This window comes from Mesorhizobium sp. B2-3-4 (genome assembly GCF_006442315.1).
Lineage (GTDB): Bacteria > Pseudomonadota > Alphaproteobacteria > Rhizobiales > Rhizobiaceae > Mesorhizobium.
On record NZ_VFVY01000008.1, the window covers coordinates 251,000 to 277,445 of the forward strand.

24 protein-coding genes are annotated in these 26,446 nt (G+C 64.2%); 18 read left to right on the forward strand and 6 right to left on the reverse strand.

Features of this window, described 5'->3' with window-relative positions:
• Positions 1-25 precede the first annotated feature (25 nt).
• From FJ967_RS15025 to FJ967_RS15040, 4 genes are all read left to right on the forward strand, one after another.
• Complete coding sequence (locus tag FJ967_RS15025) at positions 26-778, forward strand: GNAT family N-acetyltransferase (protein ID WP_140732629.1); 753 nt, start codon at positions 26-28, stop codon at positions 776-778.
• Between the two features lie 8 nt (positions 779-786).
• Positions 787-1,209, forward strand: a complete 423-nt coding sequence (locus FJ967_RS15030; protein ID WP_140732598.1) for a (deoxy)nucleoside triphosphate pyrophosphohydrolase — start codon at positions 787-789, stop codon at positions 1,207-1,209.
• A 125-nt stretch (positions 1,210-1,334) separates the two neighbouring features.
• A complete protein-coding gene (locus FJ967_RS15035) occupies positions 1,335-1,646 on the forward strand; it encodes a hypothetical protein (protein ID WP_140732599.1) in 312 nt (103 codons plus the stop codon).
• A gap of 110 nt (positions 1,647-1,756) precedes the next feature.
• The gene (locus tag FJ967_RS15040; protein WP_140732600.1) at positions 1,757-1,936 is read left to right on the forward strand and encodes a Flp family type IVb pilin; all 180 of its coding nucleotides are present in this window, start codon (positions 1,757-1,759) and stop codon (positions 1,934-1,936) included.
• A gap of 28 nt (positions 1,937-1,964) precedes the next feature.
• On the opposite strand, the gene FJ967_RS15045 is transcribed toward FJ967_RS15040, so the two are convergent.
• The gene (locus FJ967_RS15045; protein ID WP_140732631.1) at positions 1,965-2,837 is read right to left on the reverse strand and encodes a methyltransferase domain-containing protein; all 873 of its coding nucleotides are present in this window, start codon (positions 2,835-2,837) and stop codon (positions 1,965-1,967) included.
• Between the two features lie 63 nt (positions 2,838-2,900).
• Between FJ967_RS15045 and FJ967_RS15050 the strand changes: the two genes are divergently transcribed.
• Genes FJ967_RS15050 through FJ967_RS15065 form a run of 4 tightly spaced genes read left to right on the forward strand, consistent with a single transcriptional unit; the run spans position 2,901 to position 5,301 of the window.
• Entirely contained in the window at positions 2,901-3,713 is an 813-nt protein-coding gene (locus FJ967_RS15050; RefSeq protein ID WP_140732630.1) for a ComF family protein, read from the forward strand.
• Positions 3,714-3,738: 25 nt separating this feature from the next.
• Complete coding sequence (gene grxC / locus FJ967_RS15055) at positions 3,739-4,008, forward strand: glutaredoxin 3 (protein WP_140732601.1); 270 nt, start codon at positions 3,739-3,741, stop codon at positions 4,006-4,008.
• 10 nt (positions 4,009-4,018) lie between these two features.
• Positions 4,019-4,879: a carbon-nitrogen hydrolase family protein gene (locus FJ967_RS15060; protein ID WP_140732602.1), complete on the forward strand. Its 861-nt coding sequence runs from the start codon at positions 4,019-4,021 to the stop codon at positions 4,877-4,879.
• The gene (locus FJ967_RS15065) at positions 4,876-5,301 is read left to right on the forward strand and encodes a DUF1178 family protein (RefSeq protein WP_140732603.1); all 426 of its coding nucleotides are present in this window, start codon (positions 4,876-4,878) and stop codon (positions 5,299-5,301) included. Before FJ967_RS15060 ends, FJ967_RS15065 begins: the two co-directional genes overlap by 4 nt.
• Before the next feature lie 4 nt (positions 5,302-5,305).
• On the opposite strand, the gene FJ967_RS15070 is transcribed toward FJ967_RS15065, so the two are convergent.
• The gene (locus tag FJ967_RS15070) at positions 5,306-5,791 is read right to left on the reverse strand and encodes a MarR family transcriptional regulator (RefSeq protein WP_140732604.1); all 486 of its coding nucleotides are present in this window, start codon (positions 5,789-5,791) and stop codon (positions 5,306-5,308) included.
• Between the two features lie 114 nt (positions 5,792-5,905).
• On the opposite strand from FJ967_RS15070, the gene FJ967_RS15075 reads away from it, so the two are divergent.
• Positions 5,906-6,796, forward strand: coding sequence for a DMT family transporter (locus FJ967_RS15075; protein ID WP_140732605.1), 891 nt, complete (start codon positions 5,906-5,908; stop codon positions 6,794-6,796).
• A gap of 24 nt (positions 6,797-6,820) precedes the next feature.
• Here FJ967_RS15075 and ubiG read toward each other — a convergent pair whose 3' ends face one another.
• The gene (gene ubiG / locus FJ967_RS15080) at positions 6,821-7,570 is read right to left on the reverse strand and encodes a bifunctional 2-polyprenyl-6-hydroxyphenol methylase/3-demethylubiquinol 3-O-methyltransferase UbiG (RefSeq protein ID WP_140732606.1); all 750 of its coding nucleotides are present in this window, start codon (positions 7,568-7,570) and stop codon (positions 6,821-6,823) included.
• A 242-nt stretch (positions 7,571-7,812) separates the two neighbouring features.
• Positions 7,813-9,651, reverse strand: coding sequence for a CHASE3 domain-containing protein (locus FJ967_RS15085; protein WP_140732607.1), 1,839 nt, complete (start codon positions 9,649-9,651; stop codon positions 7,813-7,815).
• Positions 9,652-9,907: 256 nt separating this feature from the next.
• Here FJ967_RS15085 and FJ967_RS15090 point away from each other — a divergent pair, with 256 nt between their 5' ends.
• The 8 genes from FJ967_RS15090 to FJ967_RS15125 all read left to right on the forward strand — a co-directional run bounded on the left by FJ967_RS15090 (position 9,908) and on the right by FJ967_RS15125 (position 21,628).
• Positions 9,908-11,161 carry an aspartate kinase gene (locus FJ967_RS15090; RefSeq protein WP_140732608.1) on the forward strand — a complete coding sequence of 418 codons (1,254 nt, stop codon included), beginning with the start codon at positions 9,908-9,910 and terminating at the stop codon, positions 11,159-11,161.
• An 81-nt stretch (positions 11,162-11,242) separates the two neighbouring features.
• Positions 11,243-13,513 (forward strand): phosphoenolpyruvate--protein phosphotransferase, encoded by a 2,271-nt coding sequence (gene ptsP / locus FJ967_RS15095; RefSeq protein WP_140732609.1) that lies wholly within the window; start codon positions 11,243-11,245, stop codon positions 13,511-13,513.
• Between the two features lie 7 nt (positions 13,514-13,520).
• Positions 13,521-14,600, forward strand: coding sequence for a peptide chain release factor 1 (gene prfA / locus FJ967_RS15100; protein ID WP_140732610.1), 1,080 nt, complete (start codon positions 13,521-13,523; stop codon positions 14,598-14,600).
• Positions 14,593-15,471: a peptide chain release factor N(5)-glutamine methyltransferase gene (prmC, locus tag FJ967_RS15105; protein ID WP_140732611.1), complete on the forward strand. Its 879-nt coding sequence runs from the start codon at positions 14,593-14,595 to the stop codon at positions 15,469-15,471. Before prfA ends, prmC begins: the two co-directional genes overlap by 8 nt.
• Positions 15,472-15,773: 302 nt before the next feature.
• Positions 15,774-16,700: a DUF4167 domain-containing protein gene (locus FJ967_RS15110; RefSeq protein WP_140732612.1), complete on the forward strand. Its 927-nt coding sequence runs from the start codon at positions 15,774-15,776 to the stop codon at positions 16,698-16,700.
• 220 nt (positions 16,701-16,920) lie between these two features.
• Positions 16,921-19,527, forward strand: a complete 2,607-nt coding sequence (gene clpB / locus FJ967_RS15115; RefSeq protein ID WP_140732613.1) for an ATP-dependent chaperone ClpB — start codon at positions 16,921-16,923, stop codon at positions 19,525-19,527.
• A 58-nt stretch (positions 19,528-19,585) separates the two neighbouring features.
• Positions 19,586-19,951 carry an MmcQ/YjbR family DNA-binding protein gene (locus FJ967_RS15120; protein ID WP_140732614.1) on the forward strand — a complete coding sequence of 122 codons (366 nt, stop codon included), beginning with the start codon at positions 19,586-19,588 and terminating at the stop codon, positions 19,949-19,951.
• Between the two features lie 150 nt (positions 19,952-20,101).
• Positions 20,102-21,628 carry a L,D-transpeptidase family protein gene (locus FJ967_RS15125; RefSeq protein WP_140732615.1) on the forward strand — a complete coding sequence of 509 codons (1,527 nt, stop codon included), beginning with the start codon at positions 20,102-20,104 and terminating at the stop codon, positions 21,626-21,628.
• Here the strand turns inward: FJ967_RS15125 and FJ967_RS15130 are convergent.
• Positions 21,602-22,234, reverse strand: a complete 633-nt coding sequence (locus FJ967_RS15130) for a TMEM175 family protein (protein ID WP_140732616.1) — start codon at positions 22,232-22,234, stop codon at positions 21,602-21,604. The genes FJ967_RS15125 and FJ967_RS15130 overlap by 27 nt on opposite strands.
• Positions 22,235-22,388: 154 nt before the next feature.
• Here FJ967_RS15130 and FJ967_RS15135 point away from each other — a divergent pair, with 154 nt between their 5' ends.
• Entirely contained in the window at positions 22,389-23,948 is a 1,560-nt protein-coding gene (locus tag FJ967_RS15135; protein WP_140732617.1) for an MFS transporter, read from the forward strand.
• Positions 23,949-24,006: 58 nt separating this feature from the next.
• Here the strand turns inward: FJ967_RS15135 and FJ967_RS15140 are convergent, their stop codons facing one another.
• Positions 24,007-25,977: a M23 family metallopeptidase gene (locus tag FJ967_RS15140; protein WP_181175878.1), complete on the reverse strand. Its 1,971-nt coding sequence runs from the start codon at positions 25,975-25,977 to the stop codon at positions 24,007-24,009.
• Between the last annotated feature and the right edge of the window lie 469 nt (positions 25,978-26,446).

Here is a 26,446-nt window from a genome sequence, read left to right on the forward strand (position 1 = left end):
CTTGGTTTCGCGTCATCCGGCAAGCATGCTCGCGACCGTGCGCCGCTACGAGGCGGCCGGCTTTCGCGCCTGGCCGGCGGCCGCTGTCCATTATGACGGCACCTGGGTGGTGCGGCTGACCGCCGGCCATCCGGCCAAGCGGCTGAATTCGGTCAATCCGCTCGATCCTGGCGACATCCAGCACATTGCCGACCGCATCGGCCGCGCCAGCCGCCGTTTCGATGCCTATGGCCGGCCGCTGACGTTTCGCATGTCGCCACTCTCCGGCCCCGATCTTGCCAGCCATCTCGACAGTGAGGGCTGGAGCCGGTTCGACGAATCCCTGGTCATGCGGCTTCCGCTCGCCGGCGCACAGCTTGATACGGCCATGGACCAGATCCCGCTCAAGGACATCAGCCGCTTCATCGGTGCATCGCTCAAGGTCAGCGGCTCGGACGTGTCGCTGCGGCCGGGCCTGTCTGAGATCATCGGCGCCATCCAGCCCGAGGCCGGGCTGTTCGCGCTCGAGGATGGGGCGGAGCCGCTGGCGACGCTGATCTGCGTGCACGATGGCGATCTTGCCGGCCTGTTCGAGGTTGCCACCGACAAGGCGGCGCGCAACAAGGGCCACGGACGCAATCTGATCCTGTCGGCGCTGAAATGGGCGCGGTTGCGGGGTGCGCGCGAAGCCTGGCTGCAGGTCGAGGCCGGCAACGTTCCGGCACTGGCGCTCTACCGCTCGCTCGGCTTCGAAGAGGTCTATCGCTACCACTACCGCCGGCCGCCTGGTCATGAGTGAAGTTAGGCATGAATGACGCGGCATCCAACGGCAAGCGCCTGCTGCTGGTCGCCGCTTGCGCGCTGGTCGATACTGACGGCCGCGTGCTCCTGGCACAGCGGCCCGAGGGCAAGCAGCTTGCGGGCCTGTGGGAATTTCCAGGCGGCAAGGTCGAGCCGGGCGAGACGCCGGAGCAATGCCTCATCCGTGAACTGCATGAGGAGATTGGCATCGAGACCGAGACTCCGTGCCTGGCGCCGCTGACCTTCGCCAGCCATTCCTACGACGACTTCCATCTCCTGATGCCGCTGTTCGTCTGCCGCCGCTTCCGCGGCATCGCCCAGCCGAGGGAAGGACAAGCCCTGAAATGGGTGCGGCCGAAACAGATGCGCGACTATCCGATGCCGCCGGCCGACGCACCGCTGATACCGTTCCTGATCGATCTCCTCTAGGGACCTAGTGGACTGGCCGGACCATGGTCCATATCAGTCAGCGTTAATGGAAGATTTATCTGATCATGAAAAATTGATGCATGGCCGCTTGGTGCGGCCGCCGCCATACGCTTGGGAGCGATAGGATGAGCCTGGACAGGGATTGGGATTCGATCCGGCCCGACCGCGGTTTTCGCGCCGCCGATGCAGGCATGGGCGTTCTGCGCGTCGCGCTGCTGTTCGGATCGGCCGCCGTGGCGCTGGCGCTGATCGCGACGCCTTTTCTCGACAGCCAGACGCGTTCGCAAACGGCGCGCGACGATTTCCCGGGCCTCGACATGACGGCCACGGGTTCGATCACCCATCGCAGCACCTATACGGTGCGCCGCAGCGTGCTGCAGGACCCCGGCGGCGTTTGCATCATCCGCTCCGACGGCCAAAGCAGCGGCGACTGCTGACAAGGTTAAGACATTTCCAAACGGCGGCGATTTCACCGCCTGTTAAGCCTTTGCCGTTAACCTTTCTTAACAGATCAGCGCTAAGGTGTGGGCAAGGGGGAAATGAGGTGATGAAAACAGTGCTGCTGCGCTTCCTCAAGGACGAAAACGGCGCCACCGCGGTCGAATACGCCCTGATTATCTGCGTACTGTCGCTGACGATCATCGGTGGTATCGGCCAAGTCTTCAATTCACTGACCTGGTTGTTCAGCGACAATTCCAGCCGGCTGGCCAACGCCTTCGCGCAATAAATCCGGCGTGTGCGCGCCTGCGGGCGCGTCAATGTCCCTCAGGCCCTTCCAAAACCGCCTTCAATGAGACCTTGGCCGAACCGGGCTTCAGCGGCTTCTGCTGCGAGGCATCGGGTGCCCAGCCGGACATCCACACCATCGAAAAGCTTGCCCTGATGCGGCCGTCGGGGTCGGAAAAGCGCTCGGCGTAGATTTCGGCGGCGCGCGCAAACAGCCGGCGTGAGCCCGGCCGCCGGCTGCGGTCGGCAAGCGCTGAGGTTTCGCCCATGGCACGCAGATCGGCCATCAGGGCGAACAGGTTGGCATAACGTACCGTCACCGTCTCGACATCGGCGACAGGCAGCGCGAAACCAGCGCGCTGCAGCAGCGCGCCGGCATCGCGCACGTCGGTGAAAGGGATGACGCGGGGGCTGGCGCCGCCGTAGAGCTCGGTCTCGGCGGCAAGCAGGCTTTCGCGCAATTCCGCCAGCGTGCCGGCGCCCGCGAAGGCGCCAAGGAACAGTCCGTCCGGTCGCAGCGCGCGGCGGATCTGGATCAACATGCCCGGGATGTCGTTCATCGCCTGCAGCGACAGAAGCGATACAGCAAGATCGAGACCCTGCGGCTCGAACGGCACGGTCTCCGGTGGAGCGATCAGGCCGGGGGCACCATTCAGGAAAGCTGCGTCCATCTCGACACGGGCGATATCCGCTACCTTGCCGCTCTGCGCAATGACTTCGGCCGCGGCCGCAGTCTGGCAAAACAGGGCCGCCGCCTTGCCGAACCGGCGCTCGACGGCACCCAGCCGGTCGGCAAGATCCTCGGCGGCGCGATGCATGAGGAAGTCGGCGCCGTCTGCCGCATGGATGAGCGCGCGCCGCTTGTGCGCCAGCCACAGAGAGGTATCCATTATAGGCTGCAAGGGATGGTCCTTGTTTGTCCGCGCCCTGATGTGGTTCATATGGTGGCGTCGAAGACCAATCACGTGGCCGATCCGATGCGCAAGATCAAGTCCGTCGAGATCGGCAAGCTCGCCCGGTCGGCAACCCGATCGGTTCTGGGCTGGCCGGCGCGCATCCTGTTTCCCCCGGTCTGCGCCGGTTGCCGCCGGCAGGTCTCGCAGCCGGGTGTGCTGTGCGGCGCCTGCTGGCCGAAGCTGCGATTGCTGGAGCGGCCGTGGTGCCCGGTGATGGGCACGCCGTTCACCCATCACATGGGCGAGGGCTTTCTATCGGCGGAAGCGATCGCCGATCCGCCGCCCTTTGAGCGGGCGCGGGCGGCGGTTGCCTATTCCGGCGTCGCCCGCCAGATGGTGCAGGGGCTGAAATACCAGGATCGCACGGATCTCGCGCCCTGGATGGCGCGGTGGATGGTGCGCGTGGGCGCCGATCTCATCGCCGACGCGGATGTGGTTGTGCCCGTGCCGCTGCATTGGCGCCGCTTTTTCAGGCGCCGGTTCAATCAGTCGGCGGAGCTGGCGCGCGCGGTCTGCGATCTCAGCGGGCTGACTTTCGCGCCTTCCGCCATGCGGCGCGTGAAACTCACCCGCCAGCAGGTCGGGCTGGAGCGGCAGGAGCGTGAGGAAAATGTGCGTGCGGCCTTTCGCGTGCCGGATGAGGCCGAGATCGAGATTGCCGGCCGCAGGGTGCTTCTGATCGACGATGTCTACACCACCGGCGCCACCGTGCGTGCCGCCACCAAGGCGCTGAAAAAAGGGGGTGCGGCGGCAGTCGACGTGCTGACCTTTGCCCGCGTGTTGCCGGGGGACTTCCGGGCGGACGAGTCCGCGACTATATAAGTCGGCAAGGAAAGCGGAATTCGTCATGGTCGATGTCACGATCTATACACGCATGATGTGCAGTTACTGCACGGCGGCCAAGCGGCTGCTGGAGCGCAAGGGCGTCGCCTATACCGAGCACGACGCGTCGTTTTCGCCCGAACTGCGCCAGGAGATGATCTCGCGGGCGCATGGCCGCACGACTTTCCCGCAGATTTTCATCGGCGAGACACATGTCGGCGGCTGCGACGACCTGCATGAACTGGACGCCGAAGGCCGGCTCGACAAGCTGCTGGCCAACGCTTCGACGATTTGAGGATGTGACAATGGGTGTTTTCACGGCGGCTGCGGTGCAGATGCGCTCGGGCGAAAGCCCGGAGCGCAATGCGGTCGATATGGAGCGGCTGGTGCGTGAGGCGGCGGGCCGGGGCGCGACCTATGTCCAGACGCCGGAGATGACCGGGGCGCTGATCCGCGACAGGGAAGCGCGCGCCGCCTCGTTCACGTCGGAAGACAAGGACGTTATCGTTGCGACCGCGCGCAAACTCGCCAGGGATCTCGGCATTTTCCTGCATATGGGCTCGACCGCAATCCTGCGCGCCGACGGCAAGCTCGCAAACCGGGCGCTGCTGTTCGGTCCGGACGGGGCCGTGCTTGCCGCCTACGATAAGATCCACATGTTCGATGTCGACCTCGACAATGGCGAAAGCTGGCGCGAATCCGCCGCCTATGAGCCCGGCACCGAAGCTGTCGTGGCGGAAGTCGCGGGCGCGAAGCTGGGCTTTGCGGTGTGCTATGATTTGCGCTTCCCGCAGCTGTTCCGCACCGAAGCCCTGGCGGGCGCCAGCCTGTTGACCGTACCAGCCGCCTTCACCCGCCAGACCGGCGAGGCGCACTGGCATGTGCTTTTGAGGGCCCGCGCCATCGAGAACGGCGCTTATGTCGTGGCCGCCGCGCAAGGCGGCCTGCACGAGGATGGCCGCGAAACCTATGGGCATTCGCTGATCGTCGATCCCTGGGGCCGCATCCTGGCGGAAGCCGCGCATGACGAACCGGGTGTGATCGTCGCCGAGATCGATCCGGCGCAGTCGCTCGCGGCGCGCAAGAAGATCCCCAATTTGAAGAACGCTCGGGATTTCACCATCAATGCCGGCGAGGCGCCGCGTCTCAGGGGTGCCGCCTCTTGATCCGCTTTTCCCTGATTTGCGACAACGAGCACGAGTTCGAGGGCTGGTTTCGCAGCAATGATGATTTCGACACCCAGAAGAAGCGCGGCTTCGTCGATTGCCCGAGCTGCGGTTCGCACAAGGTCGGGAAGGCGCTGATGGCGCCGGCCGTGTCCACGGCCCGCAAGCAGGAAACCATAGCGCTTGCCATGGGCGAGGCGCAGAAGCAGGCGATGGCGCAACTGAAGGCAATGGCCGAGAAGGTGCGCGAGAATGCCGATTATGTCGGCGACAAGTTCGCCGAGGAAGCGCGCAAAATCCATTTCGGCGAAACCGATGCGCGCGGCATCTATGGCGAGGCGACACTCGACGAAGCCAAGAGCCTGGCCGAGGACGGCGTCGAATTCATGCCGATCCCGGTATTCCCAGACGATCGCAACTGAGCGATCAGCTCACGCTGCCGATCAGCTTTTCCAGCAGACGCGACAGCATCTCCCGTTCCGTGCGGGTCAGGCCGGCGAGAATCCCGTGTTCGTTGGCGACATGCGCGGTCACGGCCTCGTCGATCAGGGCAATGCCTGTCGTGGTCAGCCGCACGACGATGCCGCGCCGGTCGCTGGGGTGCGGCGCGCGCTCGATCCATCCGGCTTTCTCGAGGCGGTCGAGCCTGGCGGTCATGGCACCTGATGTGACCATCGTCGCTTCATAGAGCGCGGTCGGCGTCAGCGCGAATGGCGCCCCGGAACGGCGCAGCGTCGCCAGCACGTCGAATTCCCCCGATTGCAGTCCAAAGCGGGCGAACAACGGCGCGAGCCGGTCGCGGGCGATGAGCGAGGAGGCTTCATTCAGCCGCCCGATCACCCCCATCGGGGAGACGTCCAGATCCGGCCGCTCCCTGTTCCATTGCTCGATCGCTTTCGCCGCGCGGTCCATCGGTTACCTCGATGTATCTCGACATCAAATATCTTGACGTTAAGAATCTTTGCATTATCTTAGCTCAGGAAACAGCGATGGCCAAGCGCCGCCGACAAAGGACGGGATGTTCCGATGAAGTTTCTCTGGGATTCGGCGCTCGGCCTGCTGGTCGTTACCGGTGGCCTGCTTGGCCTGACGCTGCCTTTCGGCAAGCTGGCGACCGCGGCCGGGGTGCCGGCCATGGTGTGGGCCTTCGTCATCTCGCTGGGCGCCGGCGGCGTGCTGCTCGCCGTATCGCTGCTGCGCGGCCAGCGTATCCAGCTCACCGCGCACAAACTGCGCTATTTCTTCGTCACCGCCACGGTGTCCTACGCCGTCCCCAATCTGCTGATGTTTTCGGCCATACCGCATCTGGGCGCCGGCTATACCGGCATCATGTTCACGCTGTCGCCCGTCATCACGCTGGTGTTTTCGATCCTGCTCGGTGTCCGGCGTCCCAACATGCTGGGCGTCATCGGCATCGTCGTCGGCTTCGTCGGCGCGGTCATGGTGGCGGTGACGCGCGGCGAGGCCGGCCAGCCGGCCGATGTCTTCTGGGTCATCATGGGGCTGCTCATCCCGGTCAGCCTCGCCGCCGGCAACATTTACCGCACCATCGACTGGCCGGAGGGGACCGGCCCAATCGAACTCGCCGTCGGCAGCCATCTGGCGTCCGCGGCGATGCTGCTCGTCGGCATACTGAGCTTGCTCGGCGGCGGGGCCTTCACCCAGCTCGGCGCCGTGCCGCTCGTCGTGGTGGCGCAGATGGCTTCGGCGTCGGCGATGTTCGCGTTCTTCTTCCGGCTGCAAGCGGTCGGCGGCCCGGTCTATCTCAGCCAGATCGGCTATGTCGCGGCGGCCGTCGGGCTGTTTGCCGGTACGATCTTCCTTGGCGAGCACTATCAGTTGCTGACCTGGGTCGGCGCCGTCATCATCACGGCCGGCGTCTTCATCACAACCAAGGCGCAAAGCCGGAAAACCTGACGGCTTGCGGCAAGCCCGACCGGATCACACCGATCCCTTTTCCGCCAGCACCATATAGTTGACATCCATGTCCTTCGACCGCGCCCAGCGGTCGGCAAGCGGATTGTAGGTGACGCCGGTGCGGTCGATGATCGCCAGGCCGGCGGCGCCCAGCGCCTTTTCCAGCTCTTCGGGGCGCACCAGCTTGCCGAACTGATGGGTGCCGCGCGGCAGCCAGCGCAACACATATTCGGCGCCGATGATGGCGAGGCCAAGCGCCTTCAGCGTGCGGTTGATGGTGGCCACGAACATGATGCCGCCGGGCTTGACCATCTCGCCGCATTTGGCGACGAACAGGTCGATGTCGGCGACATGTTCGACCACTTCCATATTGAGGACGACGTCGAATTTCTCGCCGGCCTCGGCGAGGGCTTCCGCCGTCGTGGCGCGATAGTCCACGCTCACATTGCCTTCGGCGGCATGCAGTTTCGCCACTTCGATGTTTGTTTCGGACGCGTCCGCTCCAACCACCTCGGCGCCGAGCCGCGCCATCGGCTCGCACAAAAGGCCGCCGCCGCAGCCTATGTCGAGGATACGCAGGCCCTCGAACGGCCGCGCGGCACGCGGGTCGCGGCCGAAGCGCGCCGCGATCTGGTCGCGGATATAGGAAAGCCGGACCGGATTGAATTTGTGCAGCGGACGAAACTTGCCGTTCGGGTTCCACCATTCGGCGGCAAGGGCGGAAAAGCGTTCCACTTCTCCGGCATCGATCGTCGATCGTCGGGGCTCAGGCATCGGTTGGTCTCCTCGGACGCTAGGAAGTCGGGCGTGAGGCATCGAATGTCAAGGCAACATTTTCCTCTGCTGACATCGCGGCGCTCGGTGTCAGCCTATGCCGGTTGCCGGGCATTGCCCTTGAAACAGGATGGGGCCTGGCGGCGAATGAAAGGTATCCGCGTCGAACCAGAAGCGCGAACGATGACAGCGAGGCCGTTTTCAATCCTGGCGGAGGCTGGGTCTGGAGGGCCGGCCGCCGTTTATTTCGCGTCCAGCACGCCGCGCAGCTTTGCCGCCAGTTGCTCTATCGTGAACGGCTTGGCGAGGAAGTGCACGTCATGGTCGAGCACGCCGTTGTGGACCACCGCGTTCCTGGTGAAGCCGGTGGTGAAGACGACTTTAAGCCCCGGCCGGCGGGCGACCGCCTCCTCGGCGAGCTTGCGGCCGTTCATCACCGGCATGACAATATCGGTGAAAAGCAGTGCAATGCCTGGCGTCTCGGCGAGCTTCTGAAGCGCTTCCTGGCCGCTCGAGGCCTGGACGACGGTGTAGCCGAGTTCTTGCATGAGGTCCGTCGTCGAGGCCAGCACGCGGGCATCGTCCTCGACGACGAGGATCGTCTCGGTAACCTTGGCGGCGCCCTTGCCGCGCCCGCTTGGTGCTGCCGGCTCCTCCGGTCCGAAAAACCGGGGCAGGTAGATCTTGATCGTCGTGCCTTCGCCGGGCTCGGAGTAGATCTTGACGTGGCCGCCCGACTGTTTGACGAAGCCGAACACCTGGCTCAGCCCAAGTCCCGTGCCCTTGTTGACCGGCTTGGTGGTGAAGAAGGGCTCGAAGGCCCTGGTGATGATTTCGGGCGACATGCCCGTACCGGTGTCGGTCACCGCGATCATCACATATTGGCCGGGCGCGACCTCGGCGTGCGTCGATGCGTAGGTGTCGTCGAGATGGCTGTTGGCGGTTTCGATGGTCAGCTTGCCGTCATTGTCCATGGCGTCGCGGGCGTTGACGGCCAGATTGAGGATCGCGTTCTCGATCTGGCTGGGATCGGCATGGGTTTTCCACAGGCCGCCAGCCAGCACCGTTTCGATGCGGATGCCCTCGCCGAGCGCCCGGCGCAGAAGGTCGGACATGCCGGTCAGCAGCCGGTTGGTGTCGACGACCTGCGGCGCCAGCGGCTGCAGCCGGGAGAAGGCAAGCAAGCGGGAGGTGAGACTGGCGGCGCGGCTTGCCGCGTCCGTCGCGGCCTCGACGAATTGCTCGATGTCGTGCTCGCCGCGCTTCAGCTTGCGCTGGGCAAGGTTCATGGCGCTCAGGATCACCGCCAGCATGTTGTTGAAGTCGTGGGCGATGCCGCCGGTCAACTGGCCGACGGCTTCCATCTTCTGCATCTGGCGTATCTGGGATTCGGCCTTTTCACGCGTCTGGATCTCGTTGCCGAGCTCGATGTTCTTGCGCATCAGCTCTTCCTGGGCCGTGGCGACCTCACGGAAACGACGGCGGGATTCGCGGATCGTGTAGACGCCAAGCAGGAAGATCGCCATGAGGGCCGCAAGCGAGCCGACGCGCAGCCAGTCCTCGATCTGGTCCGTGCGCTCGTCGCGCGCGGCGACGGCGGCGGCGCCGATCCGCCGGATCGTATCCATGCTGGCGCGAATCTCGTCCATGGCGGCCTTGCCCTGGCCACTGCGGACCAGTTGCAGGGCCTTTGCCGCATCGCCCTGGTCGTAGAGAGCGATTGTCTGGGACAGCTCCGCCTGCTTCTGCGAAAGCGCGTCCTTGATGTGGCTGACCTGCTGGGCGATCTGGTCGTCCGAAGCCGTCATGGCGTCGATACGGGCGAGCTGCCCGGGAATTGCATCGACGGCTTTCCGGTAGGGATCGAGATAAGATGTCTCGCCGGTCAGGAGATAGCCGCGCTGGCCGCCCTCGGCGTCCTGCGCCAGCGAGAGCAGTCCGGAAAGCAATTGCTGATATTCAAGTGTCTCGCGCGCGGCGGCGCGATTGGCCCTCTGGCCCTCGACGAGCACGGCCCGGGCGCCGACGATCAGCGTCAGCACCGCAAAACCGGCGATAAGCGGGAACGTCTGCCATCGCATGGCGCGTCGTAGACGAGCAATCATCTGTCATGCCGGATCAAAAGGAATTCCCCGCGGGCAGCAAGTCGTAAGCGGACGCGGCCTCGAAGGCAATACACCGTATTGCCGTGCATTCCGCTGTCAGCCTTGCGAAACCTTCCTCATTTGGCTAAGGAGGCCGCGCATTCCGCGACCGGCGCCCGCCGGCCGCTTTCTCCCGTTTTCGGCTCCCCGTTTTTGGCAGGGGGCCGGTTCCAGTCAAAGGCATTTCGCTTCCATGGCGCGTATCGTGATGAAATTCGGCGGAACCTCCGTCGCCGACATCGCCCGCATCCGCAATGTGGCGCGTCACGTCAAACGCGAGGTCGACGCCGGCCACGAGGTGGCCGTGGTGGTTTCGGCGATGGCCGGCAAGACCAACGAGCTGGTCGGCTGGACGCGCGAAGCCTCGCCGATGCACGATGCCCGCGAATATGACGCCGTCGTCGCTTCCGGCGAACAGGTCACCGCCGGGCTGCTGGCAATCACCTTGCAGAACATGGGTGTGCACGCCCGGTCCTGGCAGGGCTGGCAGATCCCGATCAAGACCGACAATGCCCATGGCGCGGCGCGCATCCTCGACATCGATGGAGGATTCCTGATCAAGCGCTTCGGCGAGGGCCAGGTGGCGGTCATTGCCGGTTTCCAGGGTATCGGCCCGGACAACCGCATCGCAACGCTCGGCCGCGGCGGCTCCGACACCAGCGCCGTAGCGATCGCCGCCGCGGTCAAGGCCGACCGCTGCGACATCTACACCGACGTCGACGGGGTCTACACCACCGATCCGCGCATCGAGCCGAAAGCGCGGCGGCTCAACAAGATTTCGTTCGAGGAAATGCTCGAAATGGCCTCGCTCGGCGCCAAAGTGCTGCAGGTGCGTTCGGTCGAGCTTGCCATGGTGCACAGGGTGCGTACCTTCGTGCGGTCGTCCTTCGACGATCCCGATGCGCCCGGAATGGGGGATTTGCTCAATCCTCCGGGAACGCTCATTTGCGACGAGGAAGAGATCGTGGAACAGCAGGTCGTCACCGGAATTGCCTACGCCAAGGACGAGGCCCAGATTTCGCTGCGCCGCGTCGGCGACCGCCCTGGCGTTGCCGCAGGCATCTTCGGGCCGCTGGCCGAGGCCAATATCAATGTCGACATGATCGTCCAGAACATCTCCGAGGACGGCAAATTCACCGACATGACCTTTACGGTGCCTTCCGGGGACGTCGACAAGGCGCTTGCCGTGCTTGACCGGCTGAAGGCCGATGTCGGCTACGACGTCGTGCAGTCGGAGGCCGGCATGTCGAAGGTCTCGGTCATCGGCATCGGCATGAGGAGCCATGCGGGTGTCGCCGCCACCGCCTTCAAGGCGCTGGCCGAGAAACAGATCAATATCCGCGCCATCACCACTTCCGAGATCAAGATTTCGATACTGATCGACGGTCCGTACACCGAACTGGCGGTTCGCACTTTGCATTCCGTCTACGGTCTGGATAAGCAGTAGCAAGACTGAATCAGTTGTTGCGCACTTGCCGGGCGCGGCGGAAACTGCGCCGGCAAGACGTCTATTGGAGAAGAAGCCGCGATGCGTGACACGGCCGTTGGCCCGCGCGTTCTGCTGAAACGGCTCCGCGAGCTCATGCAGGAGCCGCTGGAGCCGCAGGAGCGGCTTGACCGGATCGTGCGCGACATCGCCTCCAACATGGTCGCCGAAGTCTGCTCGCTCTATGTGCTGCGCGCCGATTCGGTGCTCGAACTCTACGCCACCGAAGGTCTGAACCCGACTGCCGTCCACCTGGCGCAGCTGCGGCTGGGGCAAGGCCTGGTCGGCACCATCGCCGCCAGCGCACGGCCGCTCAATCTTTCCAACGCCCAGGAACACCCGGCCTTCGCCTATTTGCCGGAGACTGGGGAAGAGATCTACAATTCCTTCCTCGGCGTGCCGGTGCTGAGAGCAGGGCGCACGCTTGGCGTGCTGGTCGTGCAGAACAAGACCATGCGCCACTATCGCGACGACGAGGTCGAGGCGCTGGAAACCACCGCCATGGTCATCGCCGAGATGATCGCGACAGGCGATCTGGCGCGGCTGACCCGTCCCGGCCTCGAACTCGATCTGCGCCGCCCCGTCAGCTTCACCGGCCTGTCCTTCAACGACGGCGTCGGGCTTGGCCATGTCGTGCTGCACGAGCCGCGCATCGTCGTCACCAATCTGTTCAACGAGGACAGCGAGGAGGAAGTGCGGCGGCTCGAAGCCTCGCTCGGTTCGCTCAGGCTCTCGATCGACGACATGCTGGAGCGCCGCGACGTCGCCTTCGAGGGCGAACATCGCCAGGTGCTGGAAGCCTACCGCATGTTCGCCAACGACCGCGGCTGGGTGCGGCGCCTGGAAGAGGCGATCCGCAACGGCCTGACGGCGGAAGCGGCGGTGGAAAAGGTCCAGAGCGACATGCGCGCCCGCATGCTGCACATGACCGACCCCTATCTGCGCGAGCGGATGAGCGATTTCGACGACCTCGCCAACCGGCTGCTGCGCCAGCTGATGGGGCGCGGACCGGAGGATGTCGCGGCCTCGCTGCCGAAGGATGCCATCATCGTCGCCCGCTCGATGGGCGCGGCCGAACTGCTCGATTATCCCCGCGACAAGCTGCGCGGCCTGGTGCTCGAGGATGGAGCGGCCACCAGCCATGTCGTCATCGTCGCCCGCGCCATGGGCATTCCGGTGGCCGGCCAGATGAAGGGCGCCGTTTCCATGGCGGAAAACGGCGACGCCATCATCGTCGACGGCGAGGAAGGCTTCATCCACCTTCGCCCGCAGTCCGACCTCGAAGCCGCCTATGCCGAAAAGGTGCGCTTCCGCGCCCGCCGGCAGGAGGTTTACCGGGAACTGCGCAAGAAGCCGTCGACGACCAGGGATGGTGTCGCGGTCGACCTTTTGATGAATGCCGGGCTTGCCGTCGACCTGCCGCAACTGGCCGAGTCGGGCGCGGCCGGCATCGGCCTGTTCCGTACCGAATTGCAGTTCATGGTCGCTTCGACCTTTCCGCGCGCCGAGGCGCAGGAAAAACTCTACCGCGACGTGCTGGAAGCGGCGCGCGGTAAGCCGGTCACCTTCCGCACCATCGATATCGGCGGCGACAAGGTGCTGCCCTATTTCAAGGGCGCGATCCAGGAAGAGAACCCGGCGCTTGGCTGGCGCGCGATCCGCCTGACGCTCGACCGGCCAGGCCTGTTGCGCACCCAGATTCGCGCCCTGCTCAAGGCCTGCGGCGGGCGTGAGCTCAAGCTGATGCTGCCGATGGTGACCGAGCTTGGCGAAATCGCCCAGGCGCGCGAAATCATCGACCGCGAGGTGCGGCACCTCTCGCGCTTCGCCCACCATCTGCCGACCAGCCTGAAGGTCGGCGCCATGCTGGAAGTGCCATCTCTGATGTTCCAGCTCGACGAATTGATGAAAGCGGTCGACTTCGTTTCGGTCGGCTCGAACGACCTGTTTCAGTTCGTCATGGCCGTCGACCGCGGCAACACGCAACTGGCCAACCGCTTCGACACGCTGTCAGCGCCATTCCTGCGCGTGCTCAAGCAGATCGCCGACGCCGGGGCCCGCAACCACACGCCCGTCACCCTGTGCGGCGAACTTGCCGGAAAACCGATATCCGCCATGGCATTGATCGGTCTCGGCTTCCGCTCCATCTCGATGTCGCCCGCCTCGATCGGCCCGGTCAAGGCGATGCTGACGGAGCTGCCGCTGGAGGAGTTGAAGGCTTTCTTCGACGACAATCTGATGGCGTCGGCCCAGGGGCTGCCGATGCGGGCGCTGCTGCAGGCCTTCGCCGACGACCGCTCCATTCCTCTGTAGCATTGCCATGATCAACCTGCCTCGCGATCGCATGGATCAAGTCGTGAAGCGTTTCGAGATGCTCGAAGCGCAGATGTCGGCCGGCCCGGCGCCGGATGCCTATGTGAAGATGGCATCGGAATATGCCGAGCTGCAGGACATGGTGGCCAAGGTCAGGGAACTGCGCTCGGCCGAACACGAACGGGCCGACCTCGAGGCGATGCTCGCCGACAAGGGTACCGACGCCGAGATGCGGGATCTTGCCGAAGCCGATCTGCCTGGCGTCGAGGAGCGCATCGAGGCGCTGCAGAAGGACATCCAGATCCTGCTTCTGCCCAGGGATGCCGCCGACGACAAGAACGCAATTCTTGAAATCCGCGCCGGTACCGGCGGCGACGAGGCGGCATTGTTCGCCGGCGACCTGTTTCGCATGTATGAGCGCTATGCCGCCGAGCGCGGCTGGCGGTTCGAAACGGTGTCGGCCAGCGACGGCGATGCCGGCGGCTTCAAGGAAATCATCGCCACCGTATCCGGCAAGGGCGTCTTTGCCCATCTGAAGTTCGAATCCGGCGTGCATCGCGTGCAGCGCGTGCCGGCGACCGAGGCCAGCGGGCGCATCCATACGTCCGCCGCGACGGTGGCGGTGCTGCCGGAGGCCGAAGAAGTCGATATCGACATCCGCGCAGAAGACATCCGCATCGACACGATGCGGGCCTCGGGCTCCGGCGGCCAACACGTCAACACCACCGATTCGGCGGTCCGCATCACCCATCTGCCGACCGGCATCATGGTGGTGCAGGCGGAGAAGTCGCAGCACCAGAACCGGGCGAAGGCCATGCAGATCCTGCGCGCCCGGCTCTATGACATGGAACGCAGCAAGGCGGACGAGGAGCGTTCCGAATCGCGCAAGTCGCAGGTCGGTTCCGGCGACCGCTCCGAGCGCATCCGCACCTACAATTTTCCGCAAGGGCGCGTCACCGACCATCGCATCAACCTGACGCTCTACAAGCTCGACCGGGTGATGATGGGCGAACTCGACGAAGTCGTCGACGCACTGATTGCCGATCACCAGTCCAAGCTGTTGGCCGATATCGGCCTCGATGGCTGACCATCCGCCAGAGGCGCTGGGGCCGCTGCTGCGGGAGGCGCGGGCCAGGCTCATGGCAGCCGCCGTCGATGATCCCGCGTTGGATGCACGGCTGATCGTCGAACATTATTCCCGAACGACGCGCACTCAGGCCATTGCCAGCCCCGACCTCAAGATCGACGAAAGCGCAATCGCCGCCATCGATGACGCCCTGAGACGGCGGGCCGGCGGCGAGCCGGTGCATCGCATCCTCGGTTATCGCGAATTCTATGGTTTGCGCCTGTCGCTGTCGCCGGAAACGCTGGAGCCGCGGCCGGACACCGAAACGCTGGTCGAGGCGATATTGCCCTTCGTCAAGGCGACGGTGGCGCGGGAAGGCGCGTGCCGCATCCTCGATCTCGGCACCGGCACAGGCGCCATCGCCCTGGCGCTGCTGAGCGTCGTGCCCGGCGCCACCGCCACCGGCGTCGACATCTCCGCCGGCGCGCTGGCGACGGCGGCCCGAAATGCCGGGCAATTGGGGCTTGGCGGCCGATTCACCACGGTTCAATCGGACTGGTTCGAAAAAGTTTCCGGCCGATACCATGTAATTGCCGCAAACCCCCCCTATATACCGTCACGAGACATTGGAAATCTGCAGGACGAAGTCCGCGATTTCGACCCGCGACTTGCCCTCGATGGCGGTGCGGATGGGCTTGCCCCCTACAGGGTCATCGCCGCCGAGGCGGCAAGGTTTCTGGAAGCCGAAGGCAGGATTGCGGTCGAGATCGGCCACACGCAACATGACGAGGTCGATGATATATTTCGCGCAGCCGGTTATGCGGCCGGCGAGATGTTCGGCGATCTTGGTGGAAACGACAGGGTTCTTGTTTTTCAACGGTCAACGCCTTGACGCAGTGCGAAAAAACCGCTTGGCAATACCGGGGAATGCGGCTAGGGTCGCCTAACCGGATGAGACGAAGCAGGCAGTGCTCTTAGCGATTCGGTTTCCTTGGAAATAGCTGCCTTCTTGCGCAAACGACGCCCATGCTTCGTGCGGGAATCGTCCGGCAAGTGATGTAACCGGAACAGGATGGCACGTGGCGCCAACGCAATCGATGCGGGCGAACGCCGGTGAAGAAACGAAACGGCTGGCTGCATGAGCGCCTCCGTTCGTGAAGAGTTTTTCGAAAATTTCACTATGAAGAGAGTCTAATGAGGCCACAACAGCAGAACAGGCGCATGCGCGGTCGCAACAACAATGGCGGCGGCGGTGGCAATAACAATAACAACAACAACCGCAAGGGGCCAAATCCCCTGACGCGCAACTACGAGAGCAACGGCCCGGATGTTAAAATCCGCGGATCGGCTCAGCAGATTGCCGAGAAATACGCGACCTTGGCCCGCGATGCGCAAAGCTCCGGCGACCGGGTCATGGCGGAAAACTATCTCCAGCACGCCGAACATTATAATCGCATCATTGCCGCCGCGCAGGCGCAGATGCCGATCCAGAACGTCCAGCAGAACCGCGACGAGTTCGACGAGGACGGCGATGAGGATCGCGACGAGTTCGACAATGCCGGCAACACCGGCAATGGCGGTTCCGATTCGCAGGTTCCCGTGGTCAACCATGGTGCGGGTCCGCAGCCGGTGATCGAGGGCATGCCGGCCGAGGTTGCGCTGAACCGGGAAAACGGCCGCGACAATGGCGGGCGCAACAATGGTGGCCGCGACAACAATGGCGGGCGCCATCGCGACCGCCGTCCCAATGGCGGTTATGGCCAGAACGGCCAGCGCGACTATGCCGCGCCGGCCGAGCAGGGCGGTCAGCAGCAGCGCAACGAAGCCCAGGGACTGACGGAAGTCCAGGCCGAGACCGGTTCACCGGCCGAGACCGTTGCGGCAGCCGAGCCGGCGCCGCGCTTCGAGAATTTCTCGCCGGCAGGCCTGGCCGCGCAGGCCGAACTCAATGAGGCGGCTGCTGAAAACGGCGCCGCCCGCCGGCCCCGGCGCCCGCGCCGGCCACGCAACAATGCTGATCAGGTCGAGGGCGGCAGCGACAATGGGGATGCCGCCGAGACGAACGCGGCTCCGGTCGAGAGCGGCAGCGCCGAACCCGTGATCGCCGACATCGACAACTGATCGAACGGCACGGCAAGACATTGAACGGCGGGGAGAAATCTCCGCCGTTTTCGTTTGGGCAGCGGTGGAATATTATGCATTCGCCGAGAGCGAGACGTCTTGAGGGGCCGGGGTCCATGCACCATATCTGCGTTGAACAGGATCCGGCTCGAACGGGCGGATCCGTCACCGCAATCTGATCCGGTGCCGCAAAGCGGGCCGGTGACGGAAGGAGACAGATATGAACCTCGAGAAATACTCCGAGCGCGTGCGCGGCTTTATCCAGTCGGCGCAGACCATGGCGCTCTCCCGCAACCATCAGCAATTCACCCCTGAACACATTCTGAAAGTGCTCGTCGACGATGACGAAGGCCTGGCCGCGTCGTTGATCGAGCGCGCCGGCGGCAATGCCCGGGACGTCAAGCTCGGCGTCGAGACGGCGCTCGAAGCAATGCCCAAGGTGGAAGGTGGCAACGGCCAGCTCTATCTGGCGCAGCCGCTGGCCAAGGTGTTCTCGACTGCCGAGGACCTGGCCAAGAAGGCCGGTGACAGCTTCGTCACCGTGGAGCGGCTCTTGCAGGCGCTGGCCATGGAGAAATCGGCAAAGACGGCCGAGATCCTGGCCAAGGCCGGCATTACCGCGCAGGCGCTGAATCAGGTCATCAATGATGTCCGCAAGGGGCGCACCGCCGATTCGGCGAGTGCCGAGCAGGGCTATGACGCGCTGAAGAAATACGCGCGCGACCTGACCGCGGATGCCCGCGCCGGCAAACTGGACCCAGTGATCGGACGCGACGACGAGATCCGCCGCACCATCCAGGTGCTGTCGCGCCGGACCAAGAACAACCCGGTGCTGATCGGCGAGCCAGGCGTCGGCAAGACGGCAATCGCCGAAGGCCTGGCGCTGCGCATCGTCAATGGCGACGTCCCGGAATCGCTCAAGGACAAGCAGTTGATGGCGCTCGACATGGGCGCGCTGATTGCCGGCGCCAAATATCGCGGCGAGTTCGAGGAGCGGCTGAAGGCGGTTTTGTCGGAAGTCACCTCGGCCAATGGCGACATCATCCTGTTCATCGACGAGATGCACACGCTGGTCGGCGCCGGAAAGGCCGATGGCGCCATGGATGCCTCGAACCTGCTGAAGCCGGCGCTCGCGCGCGGCGAACTGCACTGCGTCGGCGCGACCACGCTCGATGAATACCGCAAGCATGTCGAGAAGGACCCGGCTCTTGCCCGGCGCTTCCAACCTGTCTTCGTCGACGAACCGACGGTGGAGGACACGGTCTCGATCCTGCGCGGCCTGAAGGAGAAGTACGAGCAGCACCACAAGGTGCGTATTTCCGATTCGGCGCTGGTGGCGGCAGCGACGCTGTCCAATCGCTACATTGCCGACCGTTTCCTGCCCGACAAGGCGATCGACCTCGTCGACGAAGCCGCGTCGCGGCTCAGGATGCAGGTCGATTCCAAGCCGGAGGCGCTGGACGAGATCGACCGCCGCATCATGCAGCTCAAGATCGAGCGCGAGGCGCTGAAGGTCGAGACGGACGAAGCCTCGAAGGACCGGCTCGCCCGCCTGGAAAAAGAACTTGTCGGCCTCGAGGAGGAATCGACCGAGATCACTTCGAAGTGGCAGGCCGAGAAGCAGAAGCTCGGGCTTGCGGCCGATCTGAAGAAGCAGCTCGACGAGGCGCGCAACGAACTGGCCATTGCCCAGCGCAAGGGGGAGTTTCAGCGTGCCGGCGAGCTTGCCTATGGCAAGATCCCGGAACTGGAAAAGAAACTGAAGGACGCCGAAGCCCAGGACGGCAAGGCCGGCATGGTCGAGGAGGTGGTCACCCCCGACCATGTTGCCCATATCGTGTCGCGTTGGACCGGCATTCCGGTCGACAAGATGCTGCAAGGCGAGCGCGACAAGCTGCTGCGCATGGAAGACGAGATCGGCAAGCGTGTCGTCGGCCAGGGCGAGGCGGTGCAAGCCGTTTCCAAGGCGGTACGGCGCGCCCGCGCCGGCCTGCAGGATCCGAACCGTCCGATCGGCTCGTTCATGTTCCTTGGCCCGACCGGTGTCGGCAAGACGGAGCTCACCAAGGCTCTGGCCAACTTCCTGTTCGACGATGAAACGGCGCTGGTGCGCATCGATATGTCCGAGTTCATGGAGAAGCACTCCGTCGCCCGGCTGATCGGCGCGCCTCCCGGCTATGTCGGCTATGAGGAAGGCGGCGCGCTGACCGAAGCGGTGCGGCGCAGGCCCTATCAGGTCGTGCTGTTCGACGAGATCGAGAAGGCGCATCCGGATGTCTTCAACGTGCTGTTGCAGGTGCTCGACGACGGCCGGTTGACCGATGGCCAGGGCCGCACGGTCGACTTCCGCAACACGCTGATCATCATGACGTCGAACCTCGGCGCCGAATATCTGGTCAATCTGGGCGAGGACCAGGATGTCGACGCCGTGCGCGACGAGGTGATGGGCGTGGTCAGGGCATCGTTCCGCCCCGAGTTCCTCAACCGTGTCGACGAGGTCATCCTGTTCCACCGGCTGCGCCGCAAGGACATGGATCGCATCGTCGAGATCCAGCTCCAGCGGCTGGAAAGCCTGCTTGTCGATCGCAAGATCGGGCTGTCGCTGGATCCCGAGGCGATCGAGTGGCTGGCCGCCAAGGGTTACGACCCCGCTTACGGCGCCCGGCCGCTGAAGCGGGTAATGCAGAAGGAACTGCAGGATCCGCTGGCGGAAAAGATACTGCTCGGCGAAATTCTCGACGGTTCGACTGTCAAGGTCACGGCCGGATCCGACCGGCTGAATTTCCGCTCCAAGCCGACGATCGTCGCGGCCGAAGCCGCCGCCTGATTCCAAACGCCGCGCGTCCACTCGACGTGCGGCGTTTTCATGTGATGGGAGGGCGTTGGTGACGCTGGACGACTACAACGGCTTCTGCGCTTCGTTGCCCTCGACCACGCATGTCGTCCAGTGGGGCGGAGCCCATGTCTGGAAAGTCGGGGGCAAGGTGTTCGCGATCGGCGGCTGGGACAAGGGGCGGCAGCTCTTCGTCACCTTCAAATGTTCCGATATCGCCTATGACGTGCTCGAGGAGCAGCCGGGGTTGCGCCCCGCGCCCTATCTTGCCTCGCGCGGCATGAAGTGGATCCAGCGTCAGACAAGCCAGAGCATGGATGATGGCGCCTTGAAGGACTATTTGCGCGAGAGCCACCGCCTTGTCGCCCTGAAGCTGACCAAGCAGGTGCTGAGGGAATTGGGGTTTGGCGCAAGATAGCTAATATTCGTCAAGGCGCCGGAAAACCGCCATCTTCATGCCCGGTTCATGTTGGAACCATATGGTGGGTAACTGGTTTGCTGGCGAAGGGGTTCGCCGAACCGCACAACGCCGGGCGGCGGCACATACGGACCGGAGAGTTTCGCCACCATGCTGCGCATTATCTTCACCCTTTCAGCGCTGGTCGCGGGACTGGTGTGTTCCAACGCGTTGGCCGCGCCGACGCATGACGGTGCCGTCCAGACCGCCCGCGCGGCCGAGAAGGGTGACATTCTGCTCGCCCAGGACGGCAATCTCGATATCTACTACGATGCCAGGGGCAACCGCGTCATCGTTGATGCCGATACCGGCAAGGTGATCGCCATCCAGCCGCCACAGACGAGACTCGACCGGCGTGCGCTGCGTCGTGAAACGCGCATGCGCGAGCTTGGCCGCGCACCCGCCGATGACGATCGGTACTATCTAGACGACCCGGAAGACATGGCGCGGTTCCGCCGCAGGCAGATGCAGGACGAAGGCCGCACGATCGCGCCGCCACCGGCCGAGGAATATGATCCCTATGGCGACAATTCGGTCGAAGCCTATCCGCCGGCGCCACAGGACGACGGCACCTACGACGACAATTACCCCGATGCGCCGCGGCCGACAAAGCCGGGCACCATCAAGCGCCAGCCGCTGAACGAAGCTTCGATAGACCCGGCCCAGCCTGCTACCCCGACCATCCAGACGGCACCTGACGATCAGGCGGCGCTGCCGCCGAAGGCCGGCGGCAAGACGTCGGTCGATCCGTCGCTCTCGCTCGGCGCACGCCAGGATGTGGCGGCGCTGCAGGTGCTGCTCGACCGGGGCGGCGCTTCGCCCGGCGTCATCGACGGGCGCTTCGGCTCCAATGTCGACAAGGCGATCGCCGCCTATAATGAGATCACCGGCAGCAATCTGAAGTCGACCGACGCGGTCGGCATCCAGGCGGCCCTTGCGCAATCCGGTGGCGATGCCTTCGCCAATTACACCATCACGGCGGAGGATGCGGCCGGCCCCTATGTTGCCTCGGTTCCGGAAGACTACAGCCAGAAGGCGCAGCTCAACTGCATGTGCTACACCTCCGTCACCGAGGCGCTGGCGGAGCGCTTCCACATGGACGAGAACTATCTGAAGTCGATCAACAAGGATCTCGACTTCAACCGCCCCGGCACGATCATCAAGGTCGCCAATTTCGGCAAGCTGGTGTCAACGCCCGTCGCGCGCATCGTTGCCGACAAGACCAAGAAAGAAGTGTACGCCTACGATGCGGGTGGCAAACTGGTCGCGGCCTATCCCGCCACCATCGGCTCGGCCGATACGCCGTCGCCCACCGGCATCCACGCAGTGTCGCGCATCGCGCTCGATCCAAACTACACCTACAACCCGAACATCAATTTCAAGCAGGGCCAGAACGACAAGATCCTGACCATTCCGCCAGGCCCCAACGGACCTGTCGGGTCGGTCTGGATTGCCCTGGACAAGCCGACCTATGGCATCCACGGAACGCCCGAACCATCGAAGATCGGCAAGACCGAAAGCCATGGCTGTGTGCGCCTGACCAACTGGGACGCGCGCGAACTCGCCAAGCTCGTATCGCCGGGGGTTACCGTGGAGTTTGTCGGCGGACCGTCAGCCGATGACGTTGCGCAGCAATGAGCCGCGCAGCGCAGCGGCATAGATCAGCTGCACGACCAGAATGAAGCCAACGCCGAGCAACGGATTGACCAGGCAGAGCGCGGCGCCGATCGCCCACAGAATCTGCGCCTTGACGATGCGCAGATAGACGGTGCGTTTCGTTTGAGCGTCGACATCCTCCGCGACAAACCCGCTTTTGTCCGCATAACGCCAGCTGGCGAACAGGGTGATGCCGAGCATCAAGAGGTTGAGCCAGTAAGCCAGCACCGCGGTCCTGAACTCGAGGAAGTCGGCCAGAAGGTCGGTTGAGAACGGCAGGAGCGCGATGAAGGCGAGGAAGCACAGGTTCAGCGTGGCCAGCCGTCTGTCGGATCTGGCAATCAGACCATGCTGCGCCTGCTGGCCGAACCAGAAGATTGTCAGGGTCAGGAAGCTCAAGGCATAGGTGAGGAAGCGCGGCGCCAGCGCCGCGATGGCGGCAAGCAGATCGTGTTCGGAATGGATCGCCTCATGCGCCGGTACCCTGATCTCGAGGACGATCAGCGTGAGTGCTATGGCGAACACGCCATCGGTGATGCCAACAATTCGTCCACGCCCTTCGACCGATGCCTCGAGCGGACGTTTCATCGTTTCTCCCTCCCCTTGGGTTTGTGGGGAAAACCTATCATGAACACCGCGGTTTGCATCCGGCCGATGCGATTCCTGGCCATGTGGCTGGTTTCAAGGACAGTGAGCCTCTGGCCGGTTGTTGCCGCCGCGCCGGCGGTCTAATCAAGGTGGCATGCATTCATCCAATGAAGCCGCCGCCGTTCCGCTGACCGCTTCGGTCGCGAACGGCACGTTCTGTCCGCAATCGCAGCGGCGCTATGTGTTGATCGCGGCGATCCTGGCCTCCGCGCTTGGCTTCATCGACGGGTCGATCCTGGCCATCGCCATGCCGGCGATCCGCGTCGATCTCGGCGCCAGCCTCGCCGAGGCGCAATGGATATCCAATGCCTATGCGCTGACGCTGTCGGCGCTCATCCTCGCCGGGGGCGCGGCCGGCGATCGGTTCGGGCTGCGCCGCGCCTTCGTGGCCGGTATCGCGCTGTTCGTCGTGACCTCGCTTGCCTGTGCTCTGGCGCCGAACGCTGTCGTGCTGATCGCGTTTCGCGCCCTTCAGGGAATCGGTGCGGCGATCATGGTGCCGGGCAGTCTTGCCATCATCGCCAAGGCCTATCCAAAGAAAGAGCGCGGCAAGGCGATCGGCATCTGGGCGGCGGCCTCGGCACTGACCACGGCGCTCGGCCCCGTGCTCGGCGGCCTGGTGCTGTCGGCGTTCGGCGATGGTATCTGGCGGGCGATCTTTGCCGTCAACCTGCCGCTCGGCCTGATCTCGATCTACCTGCTGCTCGCCAAGATCCCTGCCGATGCGCCGACGGAAAAACGCAGCCTCGACCTTGGCGGTGGAGCGCTTGCGACACTGGCCTTCGGCGCGCTTGCCTATGGACTGACTTCAATGAGCGCCAGTGGCGGAGGCCGTATGGCCGGTCCAAGCATCGCCGCCGGCGCGGTGCTGCTTGTCGTCTTCATTCTTTTCGAGCGGCGGCATCGCGAGCCGATGATCGACCTCAGCCTGTTTCGCATCGGTGCCTTCGCCGGCGCCAATGCCGCGACTTTCTTCCTTTATTTCGCGCTCTCGGCCAATCTCTTCTATCTGCCGATGCTGCTGATCGCCGGCTGGGGTCTGAGCACGGCCGAAGTCGGCTTCATCTTCCTGCCGCTGTCGGCATCGATCGCGCTTCTGTCGGGACCCGTGGGCAAGCTGTCGGACCGGATCGGGCCGCGTTTTCCCATTGCCTGCGGCAGCCTGATCGTGGCGGTTGCCTTCGCCGGGCTTGCCTTGCTCGCCCATGCCGGCTTTCACCATTTCTGGACCGGCACCTTTCCCTTGATGGCAGTGATGGGGCTCGGCATGGCGCTGGTCGTGTCGCCATTGTCGACCGCGATCATGACGGCGGTGGACGACAAGGATACCGGGGCTGCTTCCGGCATCAACAACGCCATCTCACGCATCGGCGGCCTGATCGCGGTGGCGGCGATGGGATCGCTCGCTGCCTGGATCTATGCCAATGCACTGGACGGGACTGCGAGTTCAGGCGTTCCCGGCTTCGGCGAACCGCCGCCAACCGGACTTTCGCAGGCTCTCGATGCGGCAAGGATCGCCGCCAGCGACGCCGCTTTTGCCGCCGTTTCCTCGGTGACGGCGCTGCTCTGCCTGCTTTCGGCGGTCATTGCCTGGATGACGATTTCGGGCGAGGCGCTGCCGTGGTCGCGAAATGCCGGACCTCGGCAAGACTGAGACCCGGCAAGACTGGGGACCTGGCAAGACTGGGAATCGGCAAGGCTGGCACGAAGACTCAACCTTCGATCTTGGCGCTGGCGACCTTCAGTGAATTTCCGTCTTCCTGCTTCAACAGATCGTCGATGCGTTCGCGCTCGCGCTTGAAGGCGACGAGATCGTCGCCCTTCAGCACCTTGCCGACCGGCAGGCGCACGCGCATCGGATCCACCTTGGTGCCGTTGACGATCAGCTCGTAGTGCAAATGCGGGCCGGTGGCGAGGCCGGTCTGGCCGAGATAGCCGATCGTCTGGCCTTGGCGCACGCGCATGCCAGGCTCGATGCCTTTGGCAAAGGCGCTCTGGTGATTGTACGAGGTCTCGTAGCCATTGGCATGTCGGATGATGATCTGCTTGCCATAGCCGCCGGCCCAGCCGACTTTCTCGATGACGCCGTTGCCGGCGGCAATGATCGGCGTGCCGATCGGGGCCGCCCAGTCGACGCCGGTGTGCATGCGGACATAGCCGAGGATCGGGTGCTTGCGGGCGCCGAAACCGGAGCGGAATTTTCCGGCCGGCAGCGGATTGCGCAGCAGGAATTGTTCGGCGCTCGAGCCGTCCTCGTCGAAATAGTCGGTGCTGCCGTCCTGCATCTGGAAGCGATAGAAATTGCGCGTCGTGCCGCCGAAGGTCGCCGAGACATAGAGAAGTTCGGAACTGTCCGAGGTCTGGTCGTCGCCGTCGGGCTGCGAGAACAGCACTTCGAGACGGTCGGAAGGATTTAGACGGGACTGGAAATCGACATCGGATGCCAGGAGCTTGATCAGCCGCTGGGTCATCGCCTTGGACATGCCGTAGGAATAGGCGGCACGATAGATGCCGTCATAGACGTTGGGCAGGTTGCCGCGCACCACCACCGGCGCCGACGAATCGTCGAAGGCTGTCAGAAGTTCGGGATTGGGCTCCGGCTCCTGCGCCGGCACATACTGGCCGCGATCGTCGAGCGCGATGGTGACGATGTGCGTGGTCTTGTCGTAGACGCTGGTGCGCACGACCTTGGCGGCGTCGCCATGAACCTCGAGACCGACACGCAGCACGGTTCCGGCCTTGAGCGCCGGGGCATTCAGCAGCTTGGCGATCGCTTCGGCCATGCCCGTGGCGTCGTCGCCCGTATAGCCCGAATCGGCAAAGGCCTCCGATATGTCGAGATCCTTGGTGAAGGGGATGATTTCCTCGGCGAAAGCCGGTGCCTGGTCGTCCGCGTTGGCACGCGCCGACACGGAGACGTTTTCCGGCACGATCTTCACATCGTAGGAGCCGGCCATGCTCTCGGCAAAGGCTTCACCGAATCGCTGCGGGTCGACATAGTGAAGCGACGCTACCTGGACGGCACCGTCGCTGAGGTCGGTGCCGGCTTCGCGCACCACCTTTTCCACCTCGTCGGCGGAGAGGTCGCTCTTCTCGTCGAACGAAGCCGTCTCGATCGGGAAATCGACGGTCTTCAAGCTCATTTCGCTCTCGACCTTGGCGCCGTAGATCTGGCCGGAAGCGGCAGAGGCGGCTGCCGGCTGTGCGGAAGCGTCGTCGCTGTCGTCGCCGAACACCTGCATCGGGTCGAAGGGCGGATAGGCGCGGTTGGTGGTATGGCCGGCGGCGAGCGCCATCTTGATCTGCACGAAAGGCATGGTGTGGATGACGTCGCGGTCACCGACCTTGGTGACCATCGACACTTCCATGCGGCGCCGGTCCTTGGCCTTGGCGATCTGGCGCGGAGCCACCAGCCTGGTGGTCTTGGCGACTTCGCCGGAATCACCATTGCTGGCAAGGCCGATCAGCTCGGCGATTTCGGGTGGTGTCGCCAGTTGCTGGCGTCCGTCAAGCGCGGCAAACAGCGCGACGCCCATCAGAACGCTCGAGGTCACGCCTGTCAGAAAGGTTCCCGACAACCAACGTGCAGAGACCTCGCGCCTATCGGGGGGGCCGCTGCGGCCGTCCGCGATAAGCGGCGGCTCGTTGCCGAGTTCGGCTATGACATCTTCCGTGTCTGGCATCCAGAAAGGCTGCTTCTTCCCCGGGCGGAACGGCTTGTCGCTTTTGTTGTGGCCATGACATTTGCCTGTCACGGCAGGTTAAGTCAACGAAGCCTCTGGCCCCGGTCGAATTCCCCACATGCACTTCTCTTATAGAGCGCCGCGAAAAGCAGGTTGCGAGCCTTCGTCTAAAAGGCCTGTGACGCGTTCCGTCACGAGGCTCTTAAAGAGGCTGGTGCGTGGCAGTGCCTGGCGCCTCTGTTGTTGGCCTTGGTGTCGTCCGGCAATGCGGCGGCAATAGGGCTCCTTCATGGCCTGCCTCTCGCATATCCCCTGTTCCCCTGGGGCAGCCGGCTATCGACGGAGCGCGCCCGAAATTTCTGTCGCAAAAAGTTCAAAAACTTTGCGATGGTGTGTTGACAGTTTGCGGAGGCGGCGACTATATACGCCTCACGAACGAGGGCGGTGCGCCGCTGGCGACGAAGAAGTT